Below are 14,760 nucleotides of genomic sequence, written 5' to 3'. Positions count from 1 at the left end.
CAGGATTCGGACGGGCGGTCAGGGCATCATCCGGCCCATTGCGTCGTCATGGATCAGGTCGCGGATGGTGGCGTTGAAGGACTGCTGCAGCGCGCGGCCGTCTTTCGATGCGCGGTTGAATTCGAAATGCAGTCCGGTGGGCGCGTCTCCGGGCAGGCTGGCGCGGCGGAGCGCCGGCGCGTTGAACAGGTCGCGCAGCGAAGCGTCGCGCTCGGACAGGCTGTCCACCACTTCCCGGATTTCGATGAAAACGTCACAGCGGCCCTCGACGACCTTGGCTATCGCGCTGCGCTCGTTCTTTGAGCCGACATCCTCGCGCGAGGGATCGACGCCGAACGCGTCCAGGCGGCTGCCGAATAGTCCGCACACGGTATAGCGGCGGAGATCGGACGGCGCACGCAACGGCGCGCCGTCCGGGTATTTGCGGCTGGAATAGAAATAGACGTGGTGAACTTCGGCGTAAGCGTCGCTGGCCAGGAAGCGCTTTTCGTCAAGCTCCCGGGTGGGGACGTCGATGGCGATGTCGATCTGGCCGTGAGCGACCATTTCGCGGCAGCGCCGCCATGGCAGGCGCTGGACGATGGCCGGCTCGCGCCCGGCGCGCCGCAGCGCGCGTTGCAGCACGTTGACCGCGAGGCCGGTGTCCTGCGCGCCGCCGGCGAAGCCCGAGGAAGAGGTGAAGACATAGGGCGGGAAATCCACGTCGGACGCGCAGGCGCGCAGCGGCGCGCCCTGGGCGGCGCCGATCGCCATCGCGAGCGCCGCCGCGAGCCGCCAATTCGGCCCGCGGCGCGTCGGACTGTGCTGTTGTCGGCCCTTGAGCTGCCCCACTTGTTCCTCCGCCGGCATCCGCCTGGTTGCCGCGACGTCCGGCCGGATTCGCCGATGCCGCTTGTTCTCCTACCGGTTTAGCCCATGGGCGGCGGGGCGGCAAAGCGCTGTCCGCCGCCGGCGCGGCATCAGCCGGCGCGCTGCTCCAGCGCTTCCCAGCGCGCCAGCTTTTCCAGCAGCAATTCATCGATTGCCTCGACGCGTTGCTGCCAGGCGATGGCCTCCTTGGGCGTGTCGCGGTAGCAGTTGGGGTCCAGCAGGCGCTGGTTCAGTTCGGCCTGTTCGGCCTCCAGCGCGCTGATCTGGTCCGGCAGCGCGGCCAGCTCGCGGGTCTCGTTGTAGGACAGCTTGTTGCGCGCGGCCTTGGGCTTGTCCTGGCGGGCCGCGGCCGCCGCCGGAGCGCCTTCCTTCGCTTTTTCGGCCGGCGCGAGCTCGGCCATGCGCTTCCTGGCGTCCAGCCAGTCCTGGTAGCCGCCCGGGTACTCCTCCAGCCGGCCCTCGCCCTCGAAAGCGATCACCTGGGTCACCACATTGTCCAGGAAGGCCCGGTCGTGGCTGACCAGGAACACGGTGCCCGAGTACTGGGCGATCACGTCCTCCAGCAGCTCCAGGGTGTCGATGTCGAGGTCGTTGGTCGGCTCGTCCAGCACCAGCACATTGGCCGGACGGGTGAACAGGCGGGCCAGCAGCAGGCGGTTGCGCTCGCCGCCGGACAGCGAGCGCACCGGGCTCCTGGCGCGCTGCGGCGAGAACAGGAAGTCTTCCAGGTAGCTCATCACGTGCTTCTTGACGCCGCCGATCTCGACGAAGTCATTGCCCTGGCTGATGATGTCGGCGACGCTGGTTTCCTCGTCCAACTGCTCGCGGAACTGGTCGAAGTAGGCGATTTCCAGCTTGGTGCCTTGCTTGACCGTGCCGGCGTCCGGCTCCAGCTCGCCCAGGATCAGCTTCAGCAGCGTGGTCTTGCCGGCGCCATTGGGCCCGATCAGGCCGATCTTGTCGCCGCGCAGGATGCGGCTGGTGAAATCCCGGATCAGCTTCTTGTCGCCGAAGCCCTTGCTGACGTGTTCCAGTTCGGCTACCAGCTTGCCGGAGCGTTCGCCGGCGTCCAGCTGGAAGTTCACCTGGCCGACGCGCTCGCGGCGCGACGCGCGTTCGCGGCGGATGGCCTCCAGCCGGCGCACGCGGCCCTCGTTGCGGGTGCGGCGCGCTTCCACGCCCTTGCGTATCCAGGCCTCTTCCTGGGCGTGGAACTTGTCGAACACGCGGTTCTGCTCTTCCTCTATCGCCAGTTCCTCGGCCTTGCGCGTCTGGTAGGCGGAGAAGCTGCCCGGATAGCTGCGCAATATGCCGCGGTCCAGTTCCACGATGCGGGTGGCGACGTTGTCGAGAAAGCGGCGGTCGTGGGTGATCAACAGCACGCTGCCGGAGAAGCTCTTGATCAGGCCTTCCAGCCATTCGATGGCGGCGACGTCGAGGTGGTTGGTCGGCTCGTCCAGCAGCAGCACGTCGGGCTTGGACGCCAGCGCGCGCGCCAGCGCCACGCGCTTCTTCCAGCCGCCGGACAGCGCGTCGATGCGGGCGTCCGCGTTGAGGCCCAGGTGGCTCAGGGTGGACGAGATCAGCGCGTCGAACTGCCAGCCGCCTCGCGCTTCCAGCTCGTGCTGGATGGTTTCCATCCGCGCCAGCGCCTGTTCGTGGTCGGCGTCGGCCTGCGTCAGCTGCTGGGTGACCTTGTGGTAGTCGGTCAGCAGCGCCTTCAGCTCGCCCAGGCCCTCGGCCACGGCCTCGAACACCGTGTGTTCGGGATTGAACTCCGGCTCCTGCGGCACGTAGGCGACCTTGACGTCGCCCTTGGTGTTGATGCGGCCGTCGTCCAGTTGCACCGCGCCGGCGATGCCTTTCAGCAGCGACGATTTGCCCGCGCCGTTGCGGCCGATCAGGCCGACCGCCTCGCCCGGTTCCAGGGCGAAGTCTACATTGTCCAAGAGCGCGTGGTGTCCGAAGGCGAGGCATGCCTTCTCGACGGTAATCAGGGCCATTTCTATGTGTCTTGCGGAATGAGGGAAATACCCGCCAGTTTAGCACGATGGCCCTGTCGGCGGACGGGTCGCCTGGCGGCGGCGGGGCTGATACAATGCGCGCCGAATCAACATTTGTCCGAAAGGTCCCGCCATGTATTTCGTCGACCGCGCCGTTGCCGTGATCAAACCGAAGCAACCGTTCCTTGACTGGCTGAACCAGCTGCCGGACACCGACATGATCGATCTGTCGCTGGACAGCCTGCGCAGCGACTGCACCGCCATCCTGCTGCCGGAGTTTGTCGAGCCGGAAGAGGGCGTCGCCCATATCGACGAGATCTGCGAACAGCTGTTCAAGATGGAACTCGCGTCCTGGGACGAAGACGAAGCCCTGTGGCCCAAGGATTTGTCGCTGAAAGCCTTCTGGGAGTGGTTCGACGTGGAAATCCATTCCACGGTGATCGACAGCGTCGACGAGGATATCACCAACAGCCCGGCCAGCGAGCTGTAACACCCATGCGCGAGCCGCCGCTGCTGCAACCTTTTTCGGTGCCGCTGCGGCCGTCGCGCTGCTGGCTGGGCCTGGTGTCGGCCGCCATTCTCGCTTATGCGTCCATCGTGGCGCTGTACCTGCCGGCGGCCTACCTGATCAGCGTGCCGGCTGCCGGCTGGCTGGCCTGGCGCGCGCTGCGGGCAGACGGCTGGCGCAATCGCGGCGCGACGCAGCGGCTGGAGGTCGACCCGCGCGGCCGCCTGTTCCTGTGCCGCGAAGGAGAGCGCCTCGAGGCGGCGGTATTGGATGATTGCTTCGTCACCCCGCTGCTGACGGTGCTGAGCGTCAAACTGGATGGCAAACGCCGCAGCGTGATGCTGTGGCCGGATTCGGCGGATGCCGACGCGCGGCGGCGACTCAGGGTTTACCTGCTGTGGTTCCATCCGCCGCAGCCTACGCAAGAAGATACGGAAATCACCCGATGATGACGAGAAAGACACTGGACGACTGGCTGAGCTGGCAGGAAAGCTTGCACACGGCGGCGATAGACATGGGCCTGGCCCGGGTCGAACGCGTGCGCGGCGCGATGGGCCTCAAGCCCGCCTGTCCGGTGATCATGGTGGCCGGCACCAATGGCAAGGGCTCCACCTGCGCGATGCTGTCCAGCATCTTCCGCGCCGCGGGCTTCAAGGTCGGCGCCTACACCTCGCCGCACATCCTGCGCTACAACGAGCGCATCGCCATCGATCTCAAGCCGGCGTCCGACGAGCGCATCATCGCCAGCTTCGAGGCGATAGACGCCGCGCGCGGCGACACCACGCTGACTTATTTCGAATTCGGCACCCTGGCCGCGGTGCACAGCTTCGTCGCCGAGAAGGTGGATGTGATCATCCTGGAAGTGGGCCTGGGCGGACGGCTGGACGCGGTCAACATCTTCGAGCCGGATGTGTCCGTCGTCGTCAGCGTGGATTTGGATCACCAGGCGATTCTGGGCGACAACCGCGAGGACATCGGTTTCGAGAAGGCCGGCGTCTACCGCGCCGGCAAGCCGGCGATCTGCGTCGATCCCGAGCCGCCGCAGCGGCTGCTGGACCACGCGGCGGCCATCGGCGCGGATCTCAAACTGTACGGCCGCGACTTCGGCTACACCCGGATGGACAATCAGTGGTCGTTCCGCTGCGGCGACCACGCCCGCCACGCGCTGCCCATCCCGGCATTGCGCGGCGCTTACCAGATGATCAACGCCTGCGGCGCGCTGGCGGTTCTGGACGCGATCCGCGACAAGCTGCCGGTTGGCATCGGCGCGATCAAGCAGGGCCTGGTGGAGGTGGAGTGGCCGGGCCGGTTCCAGGTGCTGCCGGGCCGTCCGGCGGTGGTGCTGGATGTCGGCCACAATCCGCACGCGGTCAAGGCGATGGCGGCGGCGCTCAAGCAGCTGCCGTTCGCGGAAAACCGCTACGCGGTGTTCTCCATGCTGGCGGACAAGGACATGATGGCGGTGGTCGAGCTGGCCAAGGGCGAGTTCGACCACTGGCTGGTCGCCGGGCTGGACATGCCGCGCGGGCAGAGCGGCGAGGCCATTGCCTCTGCGCTGAAGAATGCTGGCATCGCGTCGGTGTCCGCCTTCGATACCGTCGCCCAGGCGTGGTCGGCCGCCTTATCGCGGGCCGGCGACAATGATAGAATCGTTGTTTTCGGATCATTCCACACCGTAGCGGAAGTGGAAGCGGTCCGGCGTCACCCGGTTTGAGGAATGCATGGCACTGTCCAGCCACGATGAACTGATATTGCTGAGAAAGCGCGCCCGCCGCCGCTTGGTGGGAGCCGTGGTGCTGGTTTCCATCGCCACCGTCGTTTTGTGGAACGTGGTGGGCCATCTGCCGGAGCAGCAGATGAAGCCCGAGTCCATCGAGATCATGGGCGGCGCGTCCGCGCCGGTGGCCGCTTCGGCACCCGCCGCGGCCGCGAAGCCCGCCGCCTCGCAAGCGGTGGCGGAAGCCGCCGTCCCGGCGCCCGCGTCCGGCAACGCCACCGAGCTGCCGGCCAATCTGTCGTCCGTCACCGCGCCGCCGCCGGCGACCGCCAAGCCTGCCCCGGCTCCCGCTGTCGTCGAGAGCAAGCCCAAGGCCGAGCCGAAACCCGAACCCAAGCCTGAGCCCAAACCCAAGCCGGAGAAGCGCAAGGAAGAGCCGAAGGCCGAAAAGCCGCGCAAGGCGGACCCGGCGGCGATCCTGGAAGGCCGCGTCGATCCGGACAGCCATGCGGCCAAGGCCGAGCCGGCCCACGGCAAGTCGGTGATCCAGCTGGCGGCGCTGTCCGACCCGGCCAAGGTGGACGCCTTGCGCGGCAAGCTCGCCGCCATCGGCGTGACCGCCCACTTCTCCAAGGTGGAAACCAGCAAGGGCGAGGTGACCCGCGTCCGCGTCGGCCCGTTCTCCAGCCAGGCCGAGGCGCAGTCGGCGCTGCAGAAGCTCGCCCGCGCCGGCATCAACGGCATCATCATCAACAAGTAGCCGCCATGACCGTGTTCGACTATATCGCAATAGCCATCATCGCCGGATCGGTGCTGATGGCCCTGATGCGCGGCCTGATCGCCGAGGTGCTGTCGTTGGGATCGTGGCTGATCGCCTTCTGGTGCGCCAAGCAGTTCTCTCCGCTGGTGACGGATTTCCTGCCGTCCAGCCTGCAGAGCGAAGGCCTGAGGATGGTGGCCGGCTTCGTGCTGGTCTTCTTCCTGGTGTGGCTGGCCACCGCCTTGCTGCGGGTGACGCTGACCGGGCTGGTGGACAGCATAGGCCTGGGCGCGATCAACCGTTTGCTGGGCGGGGTGTTCGGTCTGGCGCGGGGCATGGTGCTGGTGACGGCGCTGGTGCTGTTGGGCGGGCTGAGCAGCCTGCCGCAGAAACCGATGTGGAGGAATGCGGTGCTAGCGGCGCCATTCGAATCTCTGGCCTTGTCATTGAGGCCATGGTTGCCGCCGACGATGGCGGACAATCTGCACTACGACTCGCCCGGCGGCCAGCCGCCGGACAGTTAGGTGGAAGAGGCGGAATATCTTGATATCTTTACTTCAAGATTCCGCCTTTTTCTTTTGGGCTTTTCCTTTTTCAGCAAGTTGGGATAGAGGGCATTAAAGATGTGTGGAATTCTAGGCGTGGTCGGTCAGTCGCCGGTCAATCAGCTGCTGTACGACGGTTTGCAGGTGTTGCAACATCGCGGACAGGACGCGGCCGGTATCGTTACCGCCAATGGCAAGACCTTTCACATGCACAAAGGCAGCGGCATGGTGCGCGACGTGTTCCGCACCCGCAACATGCGTTCGCTGCTGGGCAACGCCGGCATCGCCCACGTGCGCTACCCGACGGCCGGCTCGGCCTCCTGCCTGGCGGAGGCCCAGCCGTTCTACGTCAACTCGCCCTTCGGCATCGTGCTGGCGCACAACGGCAACCTGACCAATACCGATGAGCTGAAGGCGGACATGTTCCGCAACGACCTCAGGCACATCAACACCAATTCGGACTCCGAAGTGCTGCTGAACGTGTTCGCCCACGAAGTGGCTCAACGCGTGACGGGCCACGAGCTGACTGTGGACGCGGTGTTCGGCGCGGTGGCCGCCGTGCATCGCCGCGTCAAGGGCGCTTACGCGGTGGTGGCGATGATCGCCGGCTTCGGCCTGGTGGCCTTCCGCGACCCCAACGGCATCCGCCCGCTGGTGATGGGCTGCACCGAGACCGACGGCAAGACCGAGTACATGTTCGCGTCCGAGTCGGTGGCGCTGGACTGTTCGGGCTTTTCGCTGCTGCGCGATGTGCAGCCGGGCGAGTGCGTGTACGTGACCTTCGACGGCGACATGCACAGCCAGGTCTGCGCCGAAAACACCCGTCTGGCGCCCTGCCTGTTCGAATACGTGTACTTCGCCCGCCCGGATTCGGTGATCGACGGCGTGTCGGTCTACCAGTCGCGCCTGAACATGGGCGAGACGCTGGCGGAGAAGATCCGCCGCGATCTGCCGGGCCTGGACATCGACGTGGTGATCCCGATTCCCGACTCCAGCCGCCAGAGCGCGCTGCAACTTGCCAACGCGCTGGGCCTGCCGTACCGCGAGGGCTTCATCAAGAACCGCTACATCGGCCGAACCTTCATCATGCCCGGCCAGGCGGTGCGCAGGAAATCGGTGCGCCAGAAGCTGAACCCGGTGCCGCTGGAGTTCGCCGGCCGCAACGTGCTGCTGGTGGACGATTCCATCGTCCGCGGCACCACGTCCAAGGAAATCGTGCAGATGGCGCGCGATTCCGGCGCCAAGAAGGTCTATTTCGCGTCGGCCGCGCCGGCGGTGCGCTTCCCCAATGTCTACGGCATCGACATGCCCACCCGGGCGGAGCTGCTGGCCACCGGCCGCGACGAGGCCGAGATCGCGCGCGAGATCGGCGCCGACGCGGTGATTTACCAGGACCTGGCCGCGCTGAAGGATGCGGTGAGCAGCGTCAACCGCGAGCTGAAGCTGTTCGAGAGTTCCTGCTTCGACGGCGAATACATCACCGGCGACATCACCGCGGCCTACCTGGACGCCATCGAGTGCGCGCGGCTGGACCTGAAACACAAGGAAGACGGCAGCGAGCAGATGATCGATCTCAACCTGAACGTGGCGGAGCAGAATCTGATCTGAGTCCGCTTCCGGCCTGGACTATCCTGAATAGGTTCCGGCCGGTCTGACCCCAACGGGGACGCTCCTGCGCCGGAGCGTCCCCGTTTTCTTTTTGGAGAGCGCGCATCTTGGCTCGGCTGATGGTGATGCTGATGTTGCTGCTGCTGCCCCCGCTGTCCGTCGCGGGGGAGCGCCCGCTGGAGCTGGTCACGCTGCAGTACCCGCCTTATCAATATCAGGAAGGCGCCGGGGTCAAGGGCTTCGTGGTGGACATCGTGCGCGAGGCCTTCAGCCGCATGGGGCGGACGGTCCACGTCAGCGTCTATCCCTGGGGGAGGTCGCTGGCGATGGTGGAGACCGGGCAAGCGGATGCGATATTCACCCTGTACAAGACACCCGAGAGAGAGGCTCGGCTGGACTATTCCCGGCAGACGCTGATGCCGCAGGCGGTGTCGCTGTTCGTGCTGCAGGATTCGACCATCCGTTTCGACGGCCGGCTGGGCCAGCTCTCAGGCTACCGCTTCGGCGTGGTGAGGTCCGTCAGCTATGGCGCCGTCTTCGACACGGCGGCGCGTCAGGGGCTTATCCGCATCGCGGAAACGGCCGCCAGCGGCGAGCAGAACATGGAGAAGCTGGTCGCGAGGCGCTTCGACATCCTGGTCAGCAACCGACTCGGCGCCTGGGACATCATCCGCCGGCAGCATGTTGAAGGCTTGGTGCGAGAACTGCAGCCGCCGGTCGAGCGGATTCCCAGTTATATCGCCTTCGCGCGCAAGCCGGACCTTGCCGGCGTGCGCGACCGATTCGACGCCGAACTGGAGGGCATGAAGCGGGACGGCAGCTACGCCCGCCTGGTTTCCGCCGCCGACCCCTGAATTCCTGCGCTTTCCTTGACAGTCCTGTTGACGGCAACTTAAGTGAAACCATGTGCCAGCGGGTATTGCTTGTAATGGCCCGGATGGTAATCACAAATGGCATGGCCGGCGCGGCCATTGCCGAACATGCGGTTCTCCTTGGCGGGGGGATGGATGGGAAACAGGAGCAAATCGCTGCTCGTCTTCGCCGGGCTATGCCTGGCGTCGGCGGCGGCGTTGGTGTGGGTTTCGCCCTGGCTGGGCTGGTTGATCCCGGTGCTGGGCGGCGGCGGGCTGCTGCTGTTCCATGGCGGGGGCGGGGAAGCCCCGCCGCCTGCAAACCAGCCTTCGGCCGCCGCGCCGGCCGCATCCGACGATGACGGCCAGCTCGAGTTGCTGCTGCAGGTGATCGCGCGCTGGGAGGGCAATCTGCAACTGGTGATCGAGCAGTCGGTCACCGGCGGCAACCAGTTGGCGGGCACGCTGACCGGCATCGCCGATGGCCTGCACGCCACCATAGAGGCGGCGGGCTCGGCTGCCGACGACATCGGCAGCGGCAGCCTGGAGCAGATGGTGGCGGATGCCAGCCAGCGCAGCCGGGAGATATCGTCCGTGCTGGCGGAGATCGTCGGCCACCGCCAGCAACTGATCGACGAAGTCTCCCGCCTCGCCACCTATTCCGGCGAATTGCTGTCCATGGCGGACCAGGTCGGCCGCATTTCCAACCAGACCAATCTGCTGGCACTGAACGCCAGCATCGAGGCCGCGCGCGCCGGCGAATTCGGCCGCGGCTTCGCCGTGGTGGCCGACGAGGTGCGCAAGCTGTCGCAGCAATCCGAGCAGACCGGCAAGCAGATGTCGGAAAAGGTGGTCGAGATCAACGGCGCGCTGGAGCAGACCCGCCAGACCACCACCAGCCTGGGCGCGCAGGACGCGGACCGCGGCAACAACGCGCTGGGGCTGCTGGACGAATCGGTGAGGGACTTCAGCGCGGCGGCGGAAAAACTGGCCCAGGTCAATCAAAGGATGCAGACCGAAGGCTCCCGCGTCGAGAAGGAGCTGCATGCCTCGCTGATCGCGCTGCAATTCCAGGACCGGGTCAGCCAGATCGTCCAGCATGTCGCGCAGGATCTGAAGCAGATGCAGGCCCACCTCGAGGCGGTGCGCGAAGCGCGCCGGCGCGGGGAGAAGGGGCCGGAGGCGCATCCCCGGGAGTGGCTGAAGCGCCTCGAATCCACCTATACCACGCTGGAACAGGCGGCCCTGCATCAGGGCGGCGGCGGCAAGCCTGCGGCTTCCAGCGGCGATGTCGACTTTTTCTGATGCCGCGGCATCGGATCACCCCACCTGGAGGAGTTCATGGGTAAATCCATCCTGATCGTCGATGACGCCGCCAGCATCCGCGCGACCGTCAGCATCGCGCTGAAGGGCGCCGGCTACGATGTGATCGAAGCCTGCGACGGCAACGACGCGCTGTCCAAGCTGAACGGCGTCCGCGTCAACCTCGTCATTTCCGACGTCAACATGCCGGGCATGGACGGCATCACGCTGCTGAAACGCTTGAAAGAGGGCGCCGCCACGCGTTTCCTGCCGGTGATCATGCTGACCACCGAGGGCAGCGACGACAAGAAGATGCAGGGCAAGGAGGCTGGCGCCAAGGCATGGATCGTCAAGCCTTTCGATCCGGCCAAGCTGCTGGACGCGGTGTCCAAGCTGATCCAGCCCTGAGCCGGAGCGCGAGATGGGGCTGCAACTGCGACAGGATGGCGAAACGACGCTGGCGGCGCTGGATGGCGAGCTGACGATTTTCACCGCCGAGGACATGCAGGACGAACTGCTCGGCCTGCTCAACCATGAGCGGGTGGCGCTTGACTTGTCCGGCCTGACCGAACTGGACGGCTGCGGCGCGCAACTGCTCTGCATCCTGCTGGCCGAGGCCGCCAGGCTGGAGAAAACAATGGCCATCGCCGCCGGCAATCCTCTGCTGGACGAGGTGGGCGGATGGATGGGTTTGGCGCCGAAGGCCGGCGGCGGACAGGGAGAGGCTGGCGATGGATCTTAGCAAGGCCAGGGAGGTTTTCTTCGAAGAGTCGCGCGAGCTGTGCGACGGGCTGGAGTCGGCGCTGCTGGATCCGGTCGCCCATCCTCCGGGGGATGAAACCTACAATCTGCTGTTCCGCACCGCCCACACCATCAAGGGGTCGGCGGGCATTTTCGGTCTGGACGCGCTGGTCCGCTTCGCCCACGTGATGGAGAACGTGCTGGAGCGGCTGCGTTCGGGCCAGGTCGCGCTCAGCGACGATTTGATCACGCTGCTGCTGGCCTGCAACGACCACCTGCGGCGCTTGCTGGACGCCAGCGCGGTCAGCGACCAAATGGCCCAGCGCGACCTGCCGGAAGGCGAGCCGCTGCTGGCGGGACTGAGGCGCTATCAGGAGGGCGGAGCGAGCGCCGGGCCGGCCGTGGCGGCGGGCGATGCGCCGGTGGCTGCGGAAGCGGGCGGCGGTGACGTCGAGACCGGCAGCCCGTATTGGCAGCTGTCGCTGCGTTTCCATCCCGACACGTTCCGCCACGGCTTCGACCCGCTGTCCTTTGTGCGTTACCTGGGAGGCTTCGGCACGCTGCGAGACGTGACGCCGGTCTGGCGGAGCTGGCCGCCGCCGCAATTGCTGGACGTGACCGAGTGCTTCATCGGCTTCGATTTGGCGCTGGAAACGGAGGAGGGCCGGCAACGCATCGCGGATACCTTCGAATTCATCGCCGAGGACAGCCACATCGGCATCCTGGCGCCGTACGCGCCGCTGGCTGACTACCTGGCCGAAGCGGAAGCGCTGGGCGAGCCGCTGGAGGAGCAACTGGAGCGCTGGCTCGCCCGCGGCGCCTTGACGCCGGACGAGGCGGAGCGCATCCGCAACGGCGACGTGACGGATCCGGTCGAAGACGCAGCGCCCGATACCCAATCGGCCGTCCCGGCCGCGGCCCAGGCGCCGGTCGGCGGCGCGCCGGCGCGGAGCGGGCGCGGCGACAGCCAGTACATCCGCATCGAGGCCAGCAAGCTGGACCGACTGATCAACCGGGTCGGCGAACTGGTGATCGCCTCGGCCGGCACCAAGCTGATCGCGCAGAGCCGGGGCGACGGCGAATTGCTGGAGTCCGTCGCCGTGATCAACACGCTGGTGGAAAGCATACGCGACGACGCGCTGACGCTGCGCATGGTGCCGGTGGACGAGATATTCAGCCGCTTCCCGCGCATGGTGCGCGAGGTGTCCAAACAACTGAACAAGGCCATTCAGCTGGAGATCAAGGGCGGCGACACCGAGATCGACAAGTCCATGGTGGAGAAGCTGACCGACCCGCTGATGCACATCGTCCGCAACGCGGTGGACCACGGGCTGGAGTCGGCCGAGAAGCGCCGGGCCGCCGGCAAGCCGGAACAGGGCACGGTCACGCTGAACGCCTATCACGACGCAGGGTCGGTGGTGGTCGAGGTCAAGGACGACGGCGGCGGCATCAACCGCGAGAAAGTGCTGGCCAAGGCCATCGAGCGCGGCCTGGTGGCCGAAGGCCGCCTGCTCAGCGATCAGGAAACGCTGCAGCTGATCTTCCTGCCCGGCTTCTCCACCGCGGACGCGGTCAGCGATCTGTCCGGCCGCGGCGTCGGCATGGATGTGGTCAAGCGCAATATCGAGGCGCTGCGCGGCGAAATCGAAATCCAGTCCCAGCCGGGCGTCGGCTCCACCTTCCGCCTGCGCCTGCCGCTGACGCTGGCCATCATCGACGGCTTCCGGGTGGAGGTGAACGAGTCGGCGCTGGTGATGCCGCTGGACATGATGATCGAGTGCGTGGACATGCCCGAGGGGGCGATGAGCCAGCGCGCGCGCCAGGTCAATCTGCGCGGCGACTGGCTGCCCTTCGTGTCCTTGCGCGAGCTGTTCGGCCTGCCGCCGGCCGCCCACCCGGAGTACATCGTGATCGTCCATTACGGCGAGCATCGAGCCGGCATCGTGGTGGACAGGCTGATGGGCGAGGTGCAGGCGGTGATCAAGCCGCTGGGCGAGATCTTCAAGTCGCTGCGCGGCATCAGCGGCTCCACCATTCTCGGCAACGGCAAGCCGGCGCTGGTGCTGGACATTCCGCAGTTGATACACCACGCCTGCCGGCGCGAGCGCAGGCTGATCAGGCAAAACGCCGAGGCATTGCTGGGCGACAAGCAATAAGACCTACATTCGGGGTTCCAGGAGACAAACATGACTTCCTTTCACAATACGCAGGTCCACATCAAGCTGGCGATAGGCTACGGCATCATTCTGCTGCTGATGCTGGCCATCCTGCTGGTGGGCATACGCGGCATGGTGGCCATGAGCGCCAATACCAACGAGATCGTTTCGGATCGTTATGTCAAGGTGTCGCTGTCCAACGACATCATGCAGAACACGCTGAACAACGGCCGCTACGTGCGCAACCTGCTATTGCTGACGGAGCCGGCCGAAATCGAAAAGACCAAGCAGTCGATCGCCAAGCTGCGCGACGATAACAAGCAGTTGCTGCAGAAGCTGGACCGCCTGATCGACACGACCAGAGGACGCGAGCTGTACGACAAGATCGTGTCCGCCCGCGACAATCTGAATCTCAAGTACGGCGAACTGTACGCGCTGCTGGGCAAGGACCACGCGCAGGCGGTCACTTACCTGCTCAAGGAATTCGCCCCGGCCAACAACACGCTGATCACGGCCCTGGACGAAATGGGCGCTTTCCAGGCGCAGCAAATGAAGGATTTGAGCCACGAGGCGGCGGCCAGCGCGGAGAGCGCGCGCAACCTGATGATTTCGATAGGCGTCGCGGCGCTGGTGGTGACCGTGCTGCTGGCGCTGGCCATCATCCGCAGCATACTGCGCCAGCTGGGCGGCGACCCGTCCTACGCGATGCAGGTGGTGTCGCGGGTGGCGGACGGCGACCTGGCGGTGCCGATCAAGCTGCGCCCCAATGACAACAGCAGCCTGCTGTACTCGATTCGCGGCATGGCGCACCGGTTGTCCGACACCCTGGCCGAGGTGAGTTCGATGTCCGAGTCGATAGGCGCGGCGTCGGAACAGGTGGCCTCCACCGCCAGCTCGCTGGCGCAGACGGCGTCGGAGCTGGCGTCCAGCGTGGAGGAGACCAGCGCCTCGGTCGAGGAAATGGCCTCCACCGTCACCCAGAACGCCGACAACGCCCGGGTGACGGAGGGCATCGCGTCCAAGTCGGCCGACAGCGCCACCGAGAGCGGCAAGGCGGTGGGCGACATGGTGCACGCGATGAAGGAAATCGCTTCGCGCATCACCGTGATCAACGACATCGCCAACAAGACCGACCTGCTGGCGATCAACGCCGCGATCGAGGCGGCCCGCGCCGGCGAGCACGGCAAGGGCTTCGCCACCGTGGCGGTGGAGGTGCGCAAGCTGGCGGAACGCTCCCAGGTGGCCGCCAGGGAGATCGGCGATCTGGCCGGACGGTCGGTCAGCGTCGCCGAGCGCGCCGGCGTCCAATTGCAGGACATGCTGCCGGGCATAGACCAGACCGCCTCCCTGGTGCAGGAAATCTCCGCCGCCTCGCGCGAGCAGCGCACCGGCATCGACCAGATCAATACAGCGGTATCGCAGATCAGCACCGGCATGCAATCGTCGGCTTCGTCGGCGGAAGAGTTGAGCTCGACCTCGGAAGAGCTCAGCTCGGCGGCGATGCAGCTGCAGGACCTGATGCAGCAGTTCAAGCTGCGCAGCGCCCGCAATGCGCGCAAGAGCGTGATGATGCATTCCGGCGGGCATGGCGGCCAGGGCGGGAGCGGCCACAAGGCGGCCCCGCCGCCGTCCGCCCACGCCTTCGACGAAGATTTCGATGAAGAAGTGGACGACGGCAAGTTTTCCAAATACTGAGGAG

General features: G+C 66.2%; 14 protein-coding genes. 12 read left to right on the top strand and 2 right to left on the bottom strand.

Annotated features, from left to right (window positions below; genetic code table 11):
* Positions 1-18: 18 nt before the first annotated feature.
* A complete protein-coding gene (locus CV_RS12330) occupies positions 19-753 on the bottom strand; it encodes a substrate-binding periplasmic protein (RefSeq protein ID WP_158303318.1) in 735 nt (244 codons plus the stop codon).
* Between the two features lie 206 nt (positions 754-959).
* Positions 960-2,873, bottom strand: a complete 1,914-nt coding sequence (locus tag CV_RS12325) for an ATP-binding cassette domain-containing protein (protein WP_011136067.1) — start codon at positions 2,871-2,873, stop codon at positions 960-962.
* A gap of 133 nt (positions 2,874-3,006) precedes the next feature.
* On the opposite strand from CV_RS12325, the gene CV_RS12320 reads away from it, so the two are divergent.
* The 12 genes from CV_RS12320 (at position 3,007) to CV_RS12265 (ending at position 14,756) form a co-directional block, all read left to right on the top strand.
* Positions 3,007-3,363 (top strand): hypothetical protein, encoded by a 357-nt coding sequence (locus CV_RS12320; RefSeq protein ID WP_011136066.1) that lies wholly within the window; start codon positions 3,007-3,009, stop codon positions 3,361-3,363.
* A gap of 5 nt (positions 3,364-3,368) precedes the next feature.
* Entirely contained in the window at positions 3,369-3,830 is a 462-nt protein-coding gene (locus tag CV_RS12315) for a protein YgfX (protein WP_043596203.1), read from the top strand.
* Positions 3,830-5,095, top strand: coding sequence for a bifunctional tetrahydrofolate synthase/dihydrofolate synthase (folC, locus tag CV_RS12310; RefSeq protein WP_011136065.1), 1,266 nt, complete (start codon positions 3,830-3,832; stop codon positions 5,093-5,095). The genes CV_RS12315 and folC overlap by 1 nt, the downstream gene beginning before the upstream one ends.
* A 7-nt stretch (positions 5,096-5,102) precedes the next feature.
* Positions 5,103-5,858 carry an SPOR domain-containing protein gene (locus CV_RS12305; RefSeq protein WP_011136064.1) on the top strand — a complete coding sequence of 252 codons (756 nt, stop codon included), beginning with the start codon at positions 5,103-5,105 and terminating at the stop codon, positions 5,856-5,858.
* Positions 5,859-5,863: 5 nt separating this feature from the next.
* Positions 5,864-6,382: a CvpA family protein gene (locus tag CV_RS12300; protein WP_011136063.1), complete on the top strand. Its 519-nt coding sequence runs from the start codon at positions 5,864-5,866 to the stop codon at positions 6,380-6,382.
* 99 nt (positions 6,383-6,481) lie between these two features.
* The gene (purF, locus tag CV_RS12295) at positions 6,482-8,011 is read left to right on the top strand and encodes an amidophosphoribosyltransferase (protein ID WP_011136062.1); all 1,530 of its coding nucleotides are present in this window, start codon (positions 6,482-6,484) and stop codon (positions 8,009-8,011) included.
* Between the two features lie 107 nt (positions 8,012-8,118).
* Positions 8,119-8,865 carry a substrate-binding periplasmic protein gene (locus CV_RS12290; protein WP_147296141.1) on the top strand — a complete coding sequence of 249 codons (747 nt, stop codon included), beginning with the start codon at positions 8,119-8,121 and terminating at the stop codon, positions 8,863-8,865.
* Between the two features lie 153 nt (positions 8,866-9,018).
* A complete protein-coding gene (locus tag CV_RS24115; RefSeq protein ID WP_011136060.1) occupies positions 9,019-10,167 on the top strand; it encodes a methyl-accepting chemotaxis protein in 1,149 nt (382 codons plus the stop codon).
* 36 nt (positions 10,168-10,203) lie between these two features.
* Positions 10,204-10,572, top strand: coding sequence for a response regulator (locus tag CV_RS12280; RefSeq protein ID WP_011136059.1), 369 nt, complete (start codon positions 10,204-10,206; stop codon positions 10,570-10,572).
* 13 nt (positions 10,573-10,585) lie between these two features.
* Complete coding sequence (locus tag CV_RS12275; RefSeq protein WP_011136058.1) at positions 10,586-10,906, top strand: STAS domain-containing protein; 321 nt, start codon at positions 10,586-10,588, stop codon at positions 10,904-10,906.
* Entirely contained in the window at positions 10,896-13,061 is a 2,166-nt protein-coding gene (locus tag CV_RS12270) for a chemotaxis protein CheA (protein WP_011136057.1), read from the top strand. Before CV_RS12275 ends, CV_RS12270 begins: the two co-directional genes overlap by 11 nt.
* 30 nt (positions 13,062-13,091) lie before the next feature.
* Entirely contained in the window at positions 13,092-14,756 is a 1,665-nt protein-coding gene (locus CV_RS12265) for a methyl-accepting chemotaxis protein (RefSeq protein WP_011136056.1), read from the top strand.
* Positions 14,757-14,760: the final 4 nt, after the last annotated feature.

The sequence above is a fragment of the Chromobacterium violaceum ATCC 12472 genome (genome assembly GCF_000007705.1).
Classification (GTDB): Bacteria; Pseudomonadota; Gammaproteobacteria; order Burkholderiales; family Chromobacteriaceae; genus Chromobacterium; species Chromobacterium violaceum.
The sequence above is the reverse complement of the archived record's forward strand: the minus strand, read 5'-3'. Positions and strand labels throughout refer to the sequence as shown.

What these genes read in the sequence shown, in the direction of transcription:
- CV_RS12330 (WP_158303318.1), bottom strand. Translation starts at nt 753, where the DNA reads ATGGCGATCGGCGCCGCCCAGGGCGCGCCGCTGCGCGCCTGCGCGTCC.
- CV_RS12325 (WP_011136067.1), bottom strand. Translation starts at nt 2,873, where the DNA reads ATGGCCCTGATTACCGTCGAGAAGGCATGCCTCGCCTTCGGACACCAC.
- CV_RS12320 (WP_011136066.1), top strand. Translation starts at nt 3,007, where the DNA reads ATGTATTTCGTCGACCGCGCCGTTGCCGTGATCAAACCGAAGCAACCG.
- CV_RS12315 (WP_043596203.1), top strand. Translation starts at nt 3,369, where the DNA reads ATGCGCGAGCCGCCGCTGCTGCAACCTTTTTCGGTGCCGCTGCGGCCG.
- folC (WP_011136065.1), top strand. Translation starts at nt 3,830, where the DNA reads ATGACGAGAAAGACACTGGACGACTGGCTGAGCTGGCAGGAAAGCTTG.
- CV_RS12305 (WP_011136064.1), top strand. Translation starts at nt 5,103, where the DNA reads ATGGCACTGTCCAGCCACGATGAACTGATATTGCTGAGAAAGCGCGCC.
- CV_RS12300 (WP_011136063.1), top strand. Translation starts at nt 5,864, where the DNA reads ATGACCGTGTTCGACTATATCGCAATAGCCATCATCGCCGGATCGGTG.
- purF (WP_011136062.1), top strand. Translation starts at nt 6,482, where the DNA reads ATGTGTGGAATTCTAGGCGTGGTCGGTCAGTCGCCGGTCAATCAGCTG.
- CV_RS24115 (WP_011136060.1), top strand. Translation starts at nt 9,019, where the DNA reads ATGGGAAACAGGAGCAAATCGCTGCTCGTCTTCGCCGGGCTATGCCTG.
- CV_RS12280 (WP_011136059.1), top strand. Translation starts at nt 10,204, where the DNA reads ATGGGTAAATCCATCCTGATCGTCGATGACGCCGCCAGCATCCGCGCG.
- CV_RS12275 (WP_011136058.1), top strand. Translation starts at nt 10,586, where the DNA reads ATGGGGCTGCAACTGCGACAGGATGGCGAAACGACGCTGGCGGCGCTG.
- CV_RS12270 (WP_011136057.1), top strand. Translation starts at nt 10,896, where the DNA reads ATGGATCTTAGCAAGGCCAGGGAGGTTTTCTTCGAAGAGTCGCGCGAG.
- CV_RS12265 (WP_011136056.1), top strand. Translation starts at nt 13,092, where the DNA reads ATGACTTCCTTTCACAATACGCAGGTCCACATCAAGCTGGCGATAGGC.